This window comes from Rapidithrix thailandica (genome assembly GCF_039710355.1).
GTDB classification, from domain to species: domain Bacteria; phylum Bacteroidota; class Bacteroidia; order Cytophagales; family Flammeovirgaceae; genus Rapidithrix; species Rapidithrix thailandica.
Genome location: NZ_JBDKWZ010000026.1, coordinates 1 through 16,852 on the forward strand (window position 1 = coordinate 1; position 16,852 = coordinate 16,852).

Annotated in this window: 11 protein-coding genes; 3 read left to right on the plus strand and 8 right to left on the minus strand. The window is 41.1% G+C overall.

Annotated elements, in window-relative coordinates; all coding sequences use genetic code 11:
• Window positions 1-187: 187 nt before the first annotated feature.
• From AAG747_RS27505 to AAG747_RS27515, 3 genes are all read right to left on the minus strand, one after another.
• Complete coding sequence (locus AAG747_RS27505; protein ID WP_346824475.1) at window positions 188-550, minus strand: DUF4180 domain-containing protein; 363 nt, start codon at window positions 548-550, stop codon at window positions 188-190.
• 214 nt (window positions 551-764) lie between these two features.
• Window positions 765-1,508, minus strand: a complete 744-nt coding sequence (locus AAG747_RS27510; RefSeq protein WP_346824476.1) for a hypothetical protein — start codon at window positions 1,506-1,508, stop codon at window positions 765-767.
• Window positions 1,509-1,649: 141 nt separating this feature from the next.
• Window positions 1,650-2,723, minus strand: a complete 1,074-nt coding sequence (locus AAG747_RS27515; protein WP_346824477.1) for a hypothetical protein — start codon at window positions 2,721-2,723, stop codon at window positions 1,650-1,652.
• Between the two features lie 1,171 nt (window positions 2,724-3,894).
• Between AAG747_RS27515 and AAG747_RS27520 the strand changes: the two genes are divergently transcribed.
• The 3 genes from AAG747_RS27520 to AAG747_RS27530 all read left to right on the plus strand — a co-directional run bounded on the left by AAG747_RS27520 (window position 3,895) and on the right by AAG747_RS27530 (window position 11,708).
• On the plus strand, window positions 3,895-4,530 hold the full coding sequence (locus tag AAG747_RS27520) for a hypothetical protein (protein ID WP_346824478.1): 636 nt from the start codon (window positions 3,895-3,897) through the stop codon (window positions 4,528-4,530).
• 55 nt (window positions 4,531-4,585) lie between these two features.
• Entirely contained in the window at window positions 4,586-6,643 is a 2,058-nt protein-coding gene (locus tag AAG747_RS27525) for a flotillin family protein (RefSeq protein WP_346824479.1), read from the plus strand.
• Between the two features lie 148 nt (window positions 6,644-6,791).
• Window positions 6,792-11,708: a DNA repair ATPase gene (locus AAG747_RS27530; protein WP_346824480.1), complete on the plus strand. Its 4,917-nt coding sequence runs from the start codon at window positions 6,792-6,794 to the stop codon at window positions 11,706-11,708.
• Between the two features lie 692 nt (window positions 11,709-12,400).
• Here the strand turns inward: AAG747_RS27530 and AAG747_RS27535 are convergent.
• From AAG747_RS27535 to AAG747_RS27555, 5 genes are all read right to left on the minus strand, one after another.
• A complete protein-coding gene (locus AAG747_RS27535) occupies window positions 12,401-13,285 on the minus strand; it encodes an SDR family oxidoreductase (RefSeq protein ID WP_346824481.1) in 885 nt (294 codons plus the stop codon).
• Window positions 13,286-13,419: 134 nt separating this feature from the next.
• Complete coding sequence (locus AAG747_RS27540) at window positions 13,420-13,986, minus strand: Crp/Fnr family transcriptional regulator (protein ID WP_346824482.1); 567 nt, start codon at window positions 13,984-13,986, stop codon at window positions 13,420-13,422.
• A gap of 126 nt (window positions 13,987-14,112) precedes the next feature.
• A complete protein-coding gene (locus AAG747_RS27545; RefSeq protein ID WP_346824483.1) occupies window positions 14,113-14,799 on the minus strand; it encodes a leucine-rich repeat domain-containing protein in 687 nt (228 codons plus the stop codon).
• 279 nt (window positions 14,800-15,078) lie between these two features.
• The gene (locus tag AAG747_RS27550; RefSeq protein WP_346824484.1) at window positions 15,079-15,552 is read right to left on the minus strand and encodes a GNAT family N-acetyltransferase; all 474 of its coding nucleotides are present in this window, start codon (window positions 15,550-15,552) and stop codon (window positions 15,079-15,081) included.
• Between the two features lie 311 nt (window positions 15,553-15,863).
• Window positions 15,864-16,418, minus strand: a complete 555-nt coding sequence (locus AAG747_RS27555; protein WP_346824485.1) for a hypothetical protein — start codon at window positions 16,416-16,418, stop codon at window positions 15,864-15,866.
• Between the last annotated feature and the right edge of the window lie 434 nt (window positions 16,419-16,852).

The window sequence follows — 16,852 nt, forward strand, 5'->3', positions numbered from 1 at the left end:
AATGCTTGGCAAAATGACCGCAACAACAAAGAAAGTCGGATAAACTGGCAGTTTACCACCAAGGAATCAAGAGTGAAACTAAAAAGACTTTATCCGTCATTTAATGATTAACATAACACTAGACAAATTTGTATAGCAGTTATGATGGTAGAGCGTTCTCATGACTGAAGCCAGCAAGCGGCTTCAGTCAACAACTGGAAAGTATTTCGAGGGCTTGTTGGGTGGAGTTGACAAAATTGACAAGCCCTGTTTTATTGCTTTCAAATATAAAATCCCGAAGGCTTTGGCTATCCACTTGCGTAAAATCCCCTACAATTGCCAGCCGGACCCGGTAATTTGAAAACTTTTGCAAAATCTCACCTGCCATTTGGGTTTTCAAGTCAAAAAAATCAGGTGTTATGTTCTGTTGATGAAGTACTAAGCTATCAAACCCCTGATAATACACATTACCTAATACATCCAATCCCTCTTCTGCCGATGCTATTACAATACGGTCTGAGATGATTTCGGCTATTTTTGAACCGTTAAAGAGATGAGTTTTAATTTCCATGGTACCGTGAAGTAAGTTGTCAGAAGAATATGCTCCAAAAGGTAACAAACTCAAAGCTATCTAAATTATTTAAGAATTAATTGGTAATTAGCTTTATTAACTCCAAGTATAGGGTGAGGGTTTTTCAGTTGTAAAAACAAATAAATGCCAGATCTGTAAAAAATAAAATCCCCCGGAAGACCTAAGCCGGGGGATTGGTTATGATACAGGCAAATTAACTTTTCGGTATTTTTTTTAATTCCTCCAGTCCCTTGTCAAACAGTTCTTGGGCCAGGGCATCCCCCAAATCGAAATGCACAAAAACGGCATTTTGTTTTTCCGGCTCGGAATAAGAGAAGTCCTCATAGTGCTGAATTCCTGCTTGTTTTAACATGTCCCGGATATCTTCCCAAAACTGCTTGTCCATGCAAATCAGCCCCTCCTGTTTTACATACCATTCCATAGGATCAAAAATAGCGTGCAGAGACCCCACTACTTTTTTTTCTGGAGATACGCAGGTATTGGCTTCCAAAGACACCCCGATGGTCTTTTGGGTTTGGGTATGTCCCCCACTCCGCCCATCGGTAGATGCGGAGCCGCTTATCAAATAGAACTGCCTTTCTACAAAGCCTTTTACATACAGTTCTTCGGCCAGATCAGGTCCCAAATCAAAATCCACAAAGTCATCTCCTTGCATGCCCTGTTCTGAGTAACAAATATCTTCATAGTGTTGTAAGCCAGCGTTTTTTAACAAATCCCGGACATCCTTTTCAAACTGTGCATCGGTATAAATCAACCCTTCCTGTTTCACATCCCATTCTTTGGGGTCAAAATAAGCCATCAAATGCCCCATAACTCCTAAATCCTCGTCCAAGTAGATGCCACTAGGCACCAATTCTACTGTGAGGGTTCTTTGCGTTTGCGAAAAATAACCACTCTGTCCGTCAGTGGATGCGGGTCCTTTGGCAAGATAATCCATAGTTTTTGTTTTGGTTCGAAATTGAGAATTCAAATGTAAACAGCCTTTGGAAAAGATACCTCCTTGTTTCCGGGGATTTTATGATTTACCTGAGAATAGCAGTAGAAACAAGGGCCAACAAACTCTTTACAACCGATAAAATCAGCGTTTCAATTTTTCCATCTCTTGCTTATATACCCTGTTGAGGTAGTGAATGACCGCTCCTCTTTTTTCTTGGTCTTCCCCCATCAAAAGGGCCCTCAATAAGGCATAATGCGAATGAATGAAAAGAAGCTCCGTACTATTACTGGCAAAGTAAAGGTAATTAGCACATAATGTTCGATCATCGAGATGCGCATTCGCAAAATCACCTACATAGCGGTTTGCTGCCTTATCAAAGCGATAGTGTATTTCAGTAGAGTCATTGACAATTGAAATAAAATGATTTTCCTTACTTGTCAACTGACAATCATAAACAAATTGAAGGCGTAACGGGTCGGTACTAATTAGTGTTGCTTGCATTCTGTATGCTCTTATACCCCACGGAAATTGGAGGTTTGCCTCTTTAAGTTCCGTCAACACAGGCAGCAATGCGTTATCCGAATATTTATAAAAATTGAATTGAAACCACCACGTTCCCGAGCCACTGCCATAATTTACAGGATAATAAATAAGCGTCTCATTTTTCTGATTTTTAAAGTGTTTCAACGCCAATCCGTACCGGTGATAGACTTGGTGTTTGGCGATGAGTGTATTTTTGGAAAAGAAATACACATCATTTTCCCACATACCCGGATAACCAATCGATATGGCAAATTTGTCAAAGTCAAACCTGTTTTTATCAAATGAAATCAACTCGGCCGGGATATGTCCCTCATGAACCATATTCAAGTATATGCTATCTTTTTCAAAGTCCGGAAAAATTCTCTTTGCCAAGGTCAATGCCAACTTTCCCTTCCGGCAAGCTTCTTTTAATTGAGCCATATCCGCATCGTTTATTTTCATATTCAACACCTCTTGCCCGTTCAATGTCGAATCGACTTTAACGGATACTTCCTTTATCCAGGTTTCCGGATCAAGCCCCTGAATACTATCAAGGAAATCAGTAAGTCTTTTTTCTCCAAGAAAAGTATTTTTGGTCGATTCTGTTGAAGCCGAAATAGACTGTGCGTTCAATATTTCACCGTTAAAAACGATGAAACTGTATAGTACGATGAACCATAGATTTTTTTTCATAAATACCAGTACTTTTTTCATCAAAGCACTTATTCGCTTTTATCAATAATTTACAAGGCTTGAGGTTGAGTTTTTCTGATCTCTCCGTCCAAATTTACATCACGATACGGGTTTATTTACCCACGAAGCAAAATTTCATGAGTCCTCTATCGACACAGACAAGCCTTAATATAACAATCAACCGACGAAAATTCTTTACTTGTAACAAGTAACGGGGCAGACAGGATGAATTGTAAAATAAAGTACTTTACCGAATGCCCTCAAACAAAAAACTTACAAGAGAACAGTTAAGCGCAATCTGATTTTTGCCTATAAAGAACATTTCTCTTTTGCACAATCATGAAACATTGCAACAGCCAGATAAAGCAATACCATATTATAGTTAATTTATATTAAATTAGCACATTGCACTTTTAATTCGCTTTTTGAATGAGAAGCCGCGAACAAGGGGCATATAGGGAAATGATCACAATTTGTAAGAAATAAAGGGTGTAAGCTTGGAAACCACCCTGCCTGACAAAGACTCCAATGACCTCTAATACGTTCTTTGATACTTAGCAGTACATTTTGGGGAAAATGAACAAAATATGAACTTCTGTAAATATTTATATTTTTATGTAACCTCCGTATTATTTTTTCAGTAAAATAATAATGTGAATATGGTAGTAAAACAGGAAAGAATTCAGGGCAAACAAATTACGGCTACTCCTCTCATCATTCTTTTGCCATAGAAGTATTTAACAGAATTATTTTAATTCTTATTAATGATCGACAACAATTAGATCTGTTTTAACTGCAATACGTCAAGTTTTGCAGATTGGAAAGTAAAAAGGCTTTCCCTTACCAAGGACATACTCTCATCAAACATCTTAAAATAGTGATAAATGGAGACGGACCCGTCTCATAGGGGAGTACTTTGTCATTCATTTCACAAAAAGAAAAGTAATTGTCATCATTCATACCAGAATCTTATAAAACTTACGTTTAAAAACTTTTAACTAACAGTAATCTATGGATAAATTTTTTGTACGCTCAAGCTCCTCCGGAAAGGTCGGTTTTTTATACACACCCAAGGAGAAAAATCATTAAATACCGTATTGGGTCATTCATTGATAAAAAGAGGCTCACTCCTCTTCCGGAAATACTATGTCTAACTCTTTAAGTGAAGGTAATGGAATTTTTAAAATATGCTTTAGAGTCAGTAAACCTGCCTTATACCTTTCTGATGATACTGATCTCGCTGTATTGGCTGGCTACATTTATTGGCATACTCGACCTCAGCAGTTTTGATTTGGATGCTGATGCAGATGTAGACATTGATGCAGATACAGACGTAGGTGTTTCCGGTGGAAGTGCTCTGAGTGGTGTACTACATTTTTTCCACATCGGTGAAATACCCGTTATGATCATCATCAGCTTCTTTGCCTTGTTTGCCTGGGTCGGGTCGGTCCTTGCCAACTATTACCTTGGCAATACTTCCTGGGGAATCGCAGCACTTTTAAGCATTCCGCTTTGTATCGGGAGTTTGTTGATCACCAAAGTGGCCTGTATGCCTTTTGTAAAAGTCTTTCAACACATCAACAAGCCCGATGATATAGAGGTGGTAGGAAAGGTATGTACTTTACGCAGTCAGGCCGATGGGGAAAATATGGGCTTGGCAGAAGTAAAACTGGATGGAATCACCCAAACAGTATATGTAATTACTCACGATGGTTTGCCGCTTTCCAAAGGCGATCAGGCACTGGTGCTTCTGCGCAAAGAAAGCAAAAACTGCTATGTGGTAGAGGCGTATCACGCTTCAATTTGAATGAAACATTTTACTTATATCAAACTGAATTACAAATTTTTAATTTCTAAAACGTATGCTTGGAGAAACTCTAATTATTATTTTGATTGTCGCTGCAGTCATTGTCTTTGGTACGATTGCCCTAGTCGCCAGTTTTTACAAAAAGATCCCACAGGGAAAAGTCATTGTCCGTACAGGGGTTGGCGGTTCTAAAGTCTTTTTTAACGGAGGGATGGTTGTACCAATATTGCACAGAATGGAAGTGATGGATATTTCCGTGCAGAATTTTGAAATTAACAGGGAAGGCAAAAACGGATTGATTTGTAAAGATCACCTCCGTGCAGATATACGGGTCGCATTCTTTGTGAGGGTCAACCGCGACAATGTGATGGATGTGGCTCAAGCTATCGGTTGCGAACGGGCTTCGGATACCAGTCTGTTGATTAATCTGTTTGAAGCAAAGTTTTCAGAAGCGCTAAAAACCGTGGGTAAACAATTCGACTTCATCGATCTATACAACTCCAGAGATGAGTTGAACAACATGGTCAGAAAAGCCATCGGTACCGATCTGAACGGATACATTTTGGAAGACTGTGCCATTGATCACTTAGAGCAAACACCTCCTTCTTTCCTGGATCCCGACAATATTCTGGATTCCGAAGGTATCAAAAAGATTACCGAAAAAACGGCTGAACAAAAAATATTGGCCAACAAAATCCGGAACGATGAGGTGAAAACCATCAAAAAGCAGGATGTGGAAAGAAAGGAAGCCGTATTGGAATTGGAAAAACAACAATCGGAAGCCGAAGAGAAGCAAAAAAGGGAAATTGCCAACATTCGCTCAAGAGAAAATTCTGCGGCCTCCATGGTAGAACAAGAGGAAAGGTTGAAAGCTGAGAATGCCCGTATCCGTGTAGATGAAGAGCTGGAAATTGCCAACCAAAATAAAGAACGGCAGGTAATCATTGCGCAAAAGAACAAAGAGAAAGTAGATGCGGTAGAGTCCGAGCGCCTGGAAAAAGAAAGAATGCTGGAAGAAACCGAAAGAGAAAAAATCGTTTCGCTGGCACAAATTGCCAAAGAAAAAGCGCTCGAAGAGGAAAAACGCAATATTCAGGATGTCATTAAAGAGCGGATCATTCTTGAAAAATCCGTAGTGGAAGAGCAAGAGAAAATCAAAGATACTCAAGCCTTTGCAGAAGCAGAGCGTCTCAAAAAGGTATCCATCACCAAGGCAGAACAAGAAGCCGAAGAAGAGTTACTGAAAGAAGTAAAATCTGCGGAAGCGCAAAGGCAAGCGGCTGAAATCAAAGCGAAACAAAAACGTATTGATGCAGATGCGGACTTCATGATTGCCGAAAAGCAAGCGGAAGCGACCAAAGTACTGGCCAAAGCGAAAGTGGAAGACGAAGCTGCCCAAGGTCTGGCCGAAGCCAAAGTGATCGAATCCAAAGCGCAAGCGCAGGAATTGCAGGCCACGGCCGATGCGAAAACCATCGAAGAAACCGCCATTGCAGAAGCAAAAGGAATGGAAGCCAAAGCTCAGGCCATCGAAAAACAAGGAATGGCCGAAGCCAAAGTGGCACAAGAGAAAGCCTTGGTGGAAGCACAAAGAATCAAAGCCGAAGCAGAAGCCAACAAATTGCTGGATGAAGCCGGTAGAGATTTGGAAGAGTTCCGCTTGAAATTGCAAATGGAAAAAGACTTGGAAATGGCAAAAGTCAACGTACAGAAAGACATTGCCTTGGCACAAGCCCAAATCATGAGTGAAGGCTTGAAAGCCGCCAACATCGATATTGTGGGTGGAGATAGCATGTTCTTTGAGAAAATCATTCAATCCATTACCAGCAGCAAGTCCGTAGACCGGTTTGTCAATCACAGCCAGACGGTTCAGGAAATCAAACATAACTTGCTTGATTCTGAGAATGGCAACATGCTTGAAAATGTAAAAAACATGATTGCAAAATTTGGCTTGACCTCCGAAGATATTCGCAACCTGAGTGTATCCGCTTTGTTACTGAAGCTCTCCAGCTATACCAATGACAGCAAGGAGAAGAATATGTTGGAAAATCTGATGGAACACGCTAAAAATACGGGCCTTGCCGATATACCGGTGAAGACCTTGGGTATCTAACCATCAGTAACAGTTGTGCATTCAAACCGGCCCTTCGTAAACCTCCGGATGCCGGTTTGGATGCCGGCACAACTGTCTTTTTAACCTGTTAGAACACTTCTTACAGTACTTAAAATTTGATAATGGTACTTATATTTATCATCTGCTAATGGAAGAAAATTCAACACCACAAGCTTCGGAAGCGCCACAAATTGATGCGGGTACCTATGAGATCCTGAGGCAGAGGCTGAAGCAAAGTGGCAATACACTACAGGAAAAATTAAATCAACTCAACCAGGTCCGGAAAGATACCTTCGGAAATATCCCCACTACTTTACTTAAAAACGAGCGGATCAGTACGGAAAACAACTGTATCCCCCGTGATATGATTGCCGTTGGAGACCATTTCCTTTTTGGGTACAATGTGCATATCGGTTTAAAATCCGAAGTGGAAGTCTCCGATGTTTTCAGTGTGTATCAATTCCGTTCGGAAGATCATAGTTTCCATCTAAAAGAGCTGTCACTATTATCTGACGAGCGTTTTTCCGAAGATTTCCGCCAACTCTACAAGTACTATAAACATACAACCTTTGCAAAATTTGTGGTTATCGGGCCACACCTTTATCTCAAGTTTCAGACTTCCAAAAACACCAACAGTGTAAAAGCTTTCAAGTTTTTAATGGAAGACGGAGAGCTACAGTACATCGACAACCGTAGCGACCATGAAATAAAATACCCGGAGCAACACGAACTGGAATGGAAAAGGGCCAGCCGTGACCACCACCGGGAAGGGGATCACCCTCATATTTCCATTCTGGACAAGGTGTTTGTGGAAACTATTGGTGGTGACCTCACCATCAAAATTGAAGACAACACCGAGTCAGGCGAGGGAATTTATCAGGAAGAGGTCAGCCATCACGAGCAAACACTGGACGATGCGGAAATTTACTTTGCCGATTTGGGTAACTTGATCTTGCTGAAGATCAAGCCGTACATGGAAGAACATTTTCGCTTTTTCGTGTTTAACCACAAACTGGGCGAAGTACACCGGATCGACAGCATTAAAGACACTTGCGTACTGCTACCCGATGAGCAGGGGATTATCTTTTCCCAAGGCTATTACTTGCAAACCGGAGAATTAAAGGTATATGACGAAAGCCTTACCGGAATGCGCTTTGAGAAAAAAATCATTTCTCCCAATGGAGAAGACTTTCTCTTTGTCTATTACAACCCGGCAGTAGGCGACTATGTTTTGCTCTCTTACAACAGGATAGAACAAGCTGTGGAAAGTCCGGTGACTTGTAGCGGTTTTTCCTTCTTCCGAAATGGAGAGTTGATATACTTCAGAGCTGACCACGAGCCTAAAAAGCACCATGCGCTTCAGCTTTGGCAAACTCCGTATGTACACCCTGACTACGAAGTCCCTACCCAAAACGAAAGCTATCTGTACAAGGTAGGAAACAAAGATATTGTAAGGGCGATGGCAGAATGTAACGAGTTGATGAAACTCTTACAAAAAGAAGATGCTTACGCCACCCTTTACCAGGATGTAGCCAAAAAATCCAGCGAGATCGGTGACAGTTATTACTGGATCAGTCATGAGGAAGCCTATCAGATCGATACGGTTTTGACGGAAATCCACCAGAATGCCGTAGTGGCTATTGAGGAATTCGAAAAGGTAAGGAGAATAAAAAAGGCGACCCTCGAAGCCGTAGGGCAAATATCGCAGCAGGCAAAGGAGCTGATCGATAAGGTCAGAAGAAGACAATACAAGGAAATAGATGATTTTGTGCAAACTCTTGCCAGCATTCGCAAACTTCGGGGAGACACGATCTCTTTAAAAGAACTGCGCTATGCGGATATTCCGGCCATTGAAGCTTTAGAGCAACAACTGGCCGAAAAAAATGAAGATGTTTCTCAAAAATGCGTACTCTTCCTTTTACAGGAAGACTCCTTACTTCCTTATCAGCAAAAAGTAGCCGGACAAAACGACAAGATCGAAGAGGTTAGTAAAGTCGCTGAAGCGGATGCCATTCAGGGGGAAAATGACCAGATCGGCCAGGAACTGGAAATGTTAATCGAGATTGTCAGTAATCTTAAAATCGAAGATGCGACACAGACTACCGAAATCATCGATAGCATTTCCGACATTTATGCCTCACTCAACCAGGTAAAAGCCAAGTTAAAACAGGTGCGCAAAAACCTGTTGGGCACCGAAGCCAAAGCCGAGTTTGCGGCACAACTCCGCCTGATTGGTCAGTCTGTAGTCAACTACCTGGATGTAAGTGACTCTCCTCAGCGCTGTGAGGAATACATGACCCGGCTAATGGTACAATTGGAGGAATTGGAAGGTAAGTTTGCGGATTTCGATGAATTCATCCCGCAACTGGCAGACAAAAGAGACGAAGTTTACCAAGCTTTTGAAAGTAGAAAACTCAACCTTGTTGAACAGCGAAACAAAAAAGCAACTTCGCTGCAAACAGCTGCCGAACGAATCTTAAAAAGCATTGAACACAAGGTAAAATCCTTTAAAGAGGTAAGCGAAATCAATGCCTACTTTGCCGCTGACATCATGGTGCACAAAGTGCAGGAAATGATTACGCAACTGCAATCGCTGGAGGATAACGTGAAGGCAGATGACTTGCAAAGTAAGTTGAATGCCACCAAGGAAGAAGCTGTCAGACAATTAAAAGACCGGAAGGATTTATTTGCCGAAGGTGAAAATGTCATCACACTGGGCAAGCACCGCTTCTCCGTGAATGTACAAGCCTTGGATGTGAGTCTGGTGCAACGTGACGGTGATTTGTATTACCACCTCTCCGGGACCAACTTCTTCGAAAAAGCGGATTTGGTTGACCATCAATTTCAGCCGGCCATCCTCACCCAGGAGATTGTTTCCGAAAACCGGGAGGTGTACCGGGGGGAATACTTGGCTTATCAATATTTGAAACAAATCAAGCAAGAGCAAACCTTGGACGCACATGCAGGCTTACCTGTAAAAGAGCTTGCGGAAAAAATCCAGGCATTTATGGCTCCTCGTTACCAAGAAGGTTATCAGAAAGGGGTTCATGATGCGGATGCCGCCATTCTGCTTCAAAAGTTGATTGACTTGGAAAGCCGGATTGCCCTGTTGCGATTTACACCCGTAGCCCGCGCTTGTGCGGCTTTATGGTGGCAGGTATTTGCCGAAAACACGGAACAAGCCAACTCTAAAGAACTGTTGTTACACCGGATTCGTGGACAAGCAGTCATCAGAAAGCTTTTCCCTAATAGTGAAGACCAGCAAGAGCTAATTGGCGATCTGGCTACAGAAATAGAGGCTTTTGTGGAACGTTCCGGATTGTTCTCACCTACTATTGTGGAAGATGCCGCTACCTACCTGAGCCTTGAATTAGCGGAAAAAGACACCTTTACGATCAGTAGGGAAGCAGCCATCATCTATGAAGGATTTACCAATGACTTGCAAGCCAAAAATGCAAAAGAGGCCTATGTTCAATCGGTAAATGCGCTGAAAAACACGCCTGAAGATGCCTTTAGCCTGATCGTTGATTGGCTAAAAGCTTGGCTGCAAATGCAACAAACAGAAGGCAAAGAACATCTGGCAAACAGCCTTGAAGAAGCGGCGGTACTGCTGTTCACCAATACCTTCAACAACCTAAATGTTTTGAATGTAGAAGTAGAACAGATGGTTGAAGGCTTGAGTGGCGAACATACTTCTATCGAAAAAGGGAATTACACACTCAATTATCACACTTTCATCGATAAACTTAAGCATTTTGAAACACATGTAGTCCCTGACTTCCTGAAATTTCAGTCGCTGAAGAAGTCGATGGTAGAAGATTTCCGCAAACAAATCAGGTTAGATGAGTTTAAGCCCAGAGTGTTGAGTTCTTTTGTAAGAAACCAATTGGTAGACCAGGTGTATTTACCCCTTATCGGAGATAACCTGGCCAAGCAAATCGGGGTGGTAGGCCATAACAAGCGTACGGACTTGATGGGGATGCTCTTGTTAATTTCCCCTCCCGGATACGGGAAAACAACCCTGATGGAATACATTGCCAACCGGGTAGGATTGATTTTCATGAAAATCAACGGACCGGCTATCGGACACCAGGTCACTTCTCTCGACCCCGATGATGCCGGCAACGCCAGTGCCAGAGAAGAATTGAAAAAGCTCAACCTGGCCTTTGAAATGGGTGACAATGTCATGGTGTACCTGGATGATATTCAGCACTGTAACCCGGAGTTTTTACAAAAATTCATTTCCCTTTGTGACGGTCAGCGTAAGATCGAAGGGGTATACAAAGGCGTGCCTCAAACCTATGATCTGAGAGGAAAAAGGGTATGTGTGGTAATGGCAGGTAACCCGTATACGGAAAGTGGAGAAAAATTCAGAATCCCGGATATGTTGGCCAACCGTGCAGATACATACAACCTGGGAGATATCATTGGAGATACGGAAGAACAATTCAGACTGAGCTATATCGAAAATGCATTGACTTCCAATCCGGTATTAACCAAACTGGCCGTAAGAAGTCGTAAAGATATCCATACCGTGGTTCGCTATGCGGAAACCGGAAACCGGGAAGGATTGGACTTCGAAGCCAACATGGAAGCGGATGAGCTCAACGAATATGTAGGGGTACTTTCTAAATTGCTCAAAATTCGCGATGCCATTTTGAAGGTTAACCTGAAGTATATTGAGTCGGCCGCACAAGCGGACGAATACCGTACCGAGCCTCCATTTAAATTACAGGGTTCGTACCGTAACATGAACAAGCTGGCCGAAAAAGTGATGCCGGTGATGAACGATAGGGAGTTACAAACCTTATTGCTCTCTCATTATGAAAACGAATCGCAAACGCTCACTACCGGTGCAGAAGCCAATATGCTGATCTTTAAACATATGATGAGTTGGTTGGATGAAACTTCTACCATGCGTTGGGAGGAGATCAAACAAGTATTTATGAAAAACCAAAAGCAAAAAGGCTATGGTAAAAACAATCAATTAGCCGCTTTATTGGAACAACTGGAAGGTTTTGCTGAAAACCTGAAAGGCATTAAAGAAGCCATTGAAAAGCGGTGATAGATTAAATATGTTGTTGTAAATCAATCAGGCTATTGACGAAATTTTGTCGGTAGCCTGATTTTTTATTTCTAAAAAACCGTCTATATGCGATTCAAAATAAAACCACAGTAGGCACATAGGACACAGTAGAAATGAAATAACGAACTCCTTAAAAACTATGTAACCTTATGTTCCTATGCGATTCAAAAACAAAACCACAGTAGGTACATAGGGCACAGTAGAAATGAAATAACGAACTCCTTAAAAACTATATGATCTTATGTTCCTATGGGGTTCAAAAACAAAACCACAGTAGGCACATAGGGCACAATAGAAATGAAATAACGAACTCCTTAAAAACTATGTAACCTTATGTTCCTATGCGATTCAAAAACAAAACCACAGTAGGTACATAGGGCACAGTAGAAATGAAATGACAAGCTCCTAATAACTTATGTGATCTTATGTTCCTATGGGGTTCAAAAACAAAACCACAGTAGGCACATAGGGCACAATAGAAATGAAATAACGAACTCCTTAAAAACTATGTGATCTTATGTTCCTATGCGATTCAAAAATAAAACCACAGTAGGTACATAGAACACAATAGAAATAAAATAACGAACTCCTTAAAAACTATGTGATCTTATGTTCCTATGCGATTCAAAAACAAAACCACAGTAGGAAAGAACTAAGCCTTACTCCTGAACTTACTTACCCTTCTTCGCCTTAATCATTGCTTCAAGTTTGTCCCACATATCTTTGGGAACAAGATGCTCCAAAAAGTTAAACTCCCCGGCACCGTTTAGCCACTCACCACCGTCAATGGTAATCACCTCCCCGTTGATGTAAGCTGAAAAGTCCGACACCAAATAAGCCGCCAGGTTGGCTAATTCCTGATGATCTCCCACCCGGTTAAGCGGCACCTTCTGAGCCAGATCAAATTTATCTTTCAAATTGCCCGGTAAGAGCCTGTCCCAGGCTCCTTTGGTCGGGAAAGGTCCCGGAGCTATGGCATTACTTCTGATACCGTACTTTGCCCATTCCACTGCCAGACTTTTGGTCATGGCCAATACGCCGGCTTTTGCCGTAGCACTGGGAACCACATAACCCGAACCCGTCCAGGCGTAGGTGGTGACAATGTTCAAAATCACCGTGTTTTTCTGCTGAGTATTGATCCAATGTTTTCCAAAAGCCAACGTACAGTTTTTACTTCCTTTCAGTACGATATCAATAATGGTATCAAATGCGTTGGCCGATAGGCGTTCGGTAGGAGAGATAAAATTTCCCGCAGCATTGTTCAACAGCACGTCTACTTTACCGAAGGTGTTTAAAACCTCCTGAAGCATGGCCTCCACCTGATCATAATGACGCACATCACATTGTACAGCCAAGCAATTTCCACCTGTTTCCTTTTCCAATTCCGTGGCGGTATTTTGCAACTTTTCCAAATTACGGGAAGTGATGGCTACCTTAGCCCCTAATTCGAGAAAATATTTTGTCATGGATTTTCCCAAGCCACTTCCTCCCCCAGTCACAACAATTACCTTATTTTCAAGCGCATCTTCGCGAAGCATTTTTGAAGAGTAGTTCATAGGATTTTCATTTAATAAAATTAATTAAAAACAGGTTGAATACTCAAACGCCCCCGCCCTATTATAGTCATTTCGCAATTTGAGTTATCCTCACAAAAGTTAACAGATACGGGGAATGAAACAATGAACCCAAGTTAATTAATTCGTCTGCGGATCCGGCTCAATGCCTGTGGAGTCACCCCTATATAAGAGGCGATGTATTTTAACGGAACTTGTTGAAAAAGATGTGGGTACTCGGTGAGCAGTTTTAAATACCGCTGCTCGGCAGTATGGTTCAACAGGGAGAGCTCCCGTCTGGATTTTTTCAAAAACAATTCTTCGCTGGCATGCCTGCCAATGGTATTCCCTATCTCCGTTTCTTGGTAAATTGCCTGTAAATCCTCATAGGTCAAGCGCCAAAGTACGGTAGTTGTCAGCGTTTCTATATGATAGGTAGAAGGGATTTGCATCAAGAAAGAATCGTATGCGCTGACAAAACTGTTGTGAAAGACAAAACTAAACGTCAGGTCATTTCCTTCTTTTGGTACGTAAAATCGTAAAATACCTTTTTCGACAAAAGACAAATGTTTTTCCGTCTGTCCTACTTCTAAAAGATAGGTCTTTTTAGAAAACTCTTGCCGTACCAATTTGGAAGAAATAACTTGCCAATCCTTGTCGGTAACCCGGGCGGTTCGTTCAAGGTATTTTCGGATTTGTTCCATACATAAAAAGTTCGCTTTGTTAGATACCTGAGCGCAACAATACTTTGTCTATATTGCGCTTTTCAACACTCCTTTCCATCATTTTACGGGTTGCAGCGGCTATTATCTTCAGTGGATTCTAAAAAGTCATTTCTTTTGATAATTCTCCGGCCGTTCTTTCAAAAGACCCCATTTCAGTTTAGGCAGCGCTACCAGTTCTTCGTATATTTTTTTAACGTTCCGTTCACTTCTCAGGCTTAAATGCTCCACATTCCTTAAGGCTAACACCGGAGTGTAATCTTTACTTTTTAAACGAGCGGTCAAAAGCCTGAAAAAACGCAATTGCGAAAGGTCCTTTAAAAATTCAAGAGAATCCAATTGTATGTATTGCGGGCCTAAGCCATCCCCTTCAATACTCAGGCTTTCCAAACCCTTCATCGAGGACAGAGGTGAATAATCCGGAATTTTCCGGAAGTTTTCGACAGATAAACCCACCAGGTTTTTCAGCTGGGTGATAGGAACAATACTTTCCACTCCGGCCCCGGAGCCTATATGTAATAAGTTCAGTTTTTGGAGGTTTGCAATAGCCGATATATCTTTATAAACACCCCATTTTATATTCAGACGGGTTAAATTTTCCTGATGACAAACCGCATCAAATAATTCCTGAGGCATCCGGGTACCAAAAGTTAGCTCTGTGAACTGTGTAGGATTACTTTTTAGGAAATCACACCATTCCATTACAATTCTTTTCCTCTCTTTTTGAGAAAGTGAAGGATCGTCCAGTTGGGTACAATGGATAACTAAATTCGTTTCACCTTGATATTCAGACAATGCAACTACGCTTCTAACTTTACCGGTATCCTCTTTAAAAAAGTAATTGAAACCATATCTGATTTGCTTTTCACTCAATATCATTCTTATACGTTCTATTTTGTTCTTCAATGCTCTTCCCCTCCCCTGACATACAGATTTTCAATCAATAAAATCTCATTAAGTAACGACAGAGCGGAGATGATGCCAATATCCATTGGTAATTATCAAATACTCATTCGGCTTGTTTTTAGAAATCCTTTCAAGTAATTCATACGGCTGCCTATCTCTTCTCAGAAACTAACCGATTTCATTTTGCAGAACTTCAAGTCTTTTTTCAAAACACACGCTATTCTCTACACCTGCATACTGGCCGTAATTCGGAATAACCTTATATCCATTCTTTGTATATAACCCAATCGCTTCCGGTTGTTTTTGCCCTGTTTCTAAGATGCATTTTTCAAAAGACATTTCGCTTGCCCACTTCTCCAGTTCAGCCAATACCCGGGAAGCAATTCCTTTTCCTCTTCCGGTGGGTAAAGTAAACATTCGCTTCACCTCCATCACATTCGGTTCATAAACTTTGATGGCTCCACATCCCAAAGCGATTCCGTCCTCATAAGCCAGCACCACATGGCCGATATGATCAAGGGTATTGAACTGAGCGTAAAAGGAATGATCCTCTCCGTCTCTTTTTTTCAGCTCTGCATCAAGCAGTTGAACAAGCGCAATAAAATCGTGATTTCCCGAATGAGTTCTTATGGCTTTGATCATACTTCTCTTTGTTTTCTTATCCGGTTTCAAAATCGTAAATCTACTACGATTTTTCAACAAGTCGGACATATATTCTGATTCCTACAGGGCTGTCACTGCGGCTTTTACACTCATCCAGCCTTTGGATCTCACCTTTCCGGTCAAACAATGTTATTATTTTCCGATATGTCGGACCACCGATATGTCGGACCACCGAAGTGTCGGACCATAAAAATGATCTTCTGAGAACCCTAAACTGAAAATTTTTATCACCAAAGGGGCAGCCCCCGCAACGAATTTTAAACATGCGCTAAATTATATGTTTCATTTCTCTAAAATACTTCTAATAAAGAAGTATTTTCATTACTCTGGCCCCAAGCTCCCTTCGTAAATTCAACCTTGCCCAAGCAATTCAAATATTGCCTCAACTCTTCCTCGTTAATATTAGTGTCCATACTTCTGATCTGGGAATAAAGATTTTCAACGTCACATCCGGAACTTTCGATTAACGTTTTCAAGTTGGCTTTTACCTTGTTTTCATGATTCAAATACGTTTTCCGGAAAAGAATTTCTCGTTCAATCCAACTATCTTCTACACCTAGCTTTTTCATTTCTTTTGCAAAGGCTTCAAAATCGTAAAAAGAATCGCGATCAGGAGTCTTGTACTCAAAATAGATAGTACTACACCCTCCGGCATTTGGCCCTTGCCAAACAATGTCTTTTTCTTCTATGGAAATCATTGTACAATGGCTGTTCCCCCATTTTGCTAATACATTACCTATTTCATTGACTTGTTCATCCGTAACTCGAATGGATGGGTCGTCCTTTTTACAGGAACTCACCATCAAAAACAACCCTGCAATCAAAAGTAATTTTAAACTGTTCATTGTATTAGATTTAGTTTCAAACTTAATATCCAGTTGTTACAACTTAGACATCTTTCAATTATAGCCTCCTAAAGTTAGAGAAGCTAAAATGAAAAACGTACAAACATTTGGCTATTTTTAATTTTGATAAAGTATCGGTACAAATCCCCAAAAAGCAAACCGGATACTTATAAATCATAAAAATAAAGCTTTGCAATACCCTCCCCAGGCACTTCAAAATCTCCAATACAATTGTTTATGCCTTATGCTAGATGCTAAAAGAGTTTGTAACAACATTTACCTGTTTTTGTACTTTTTCAAGATAACAAAGGCCCTCTTGGTATAAAATATGCAAAACATTAACCATTATCACAGTACAATGTATTGAGGTTATCACGTATGAAAATTCGCCATAGTTCAGGAAGCTTTTATAATTATACCCTATGGCTTATTCT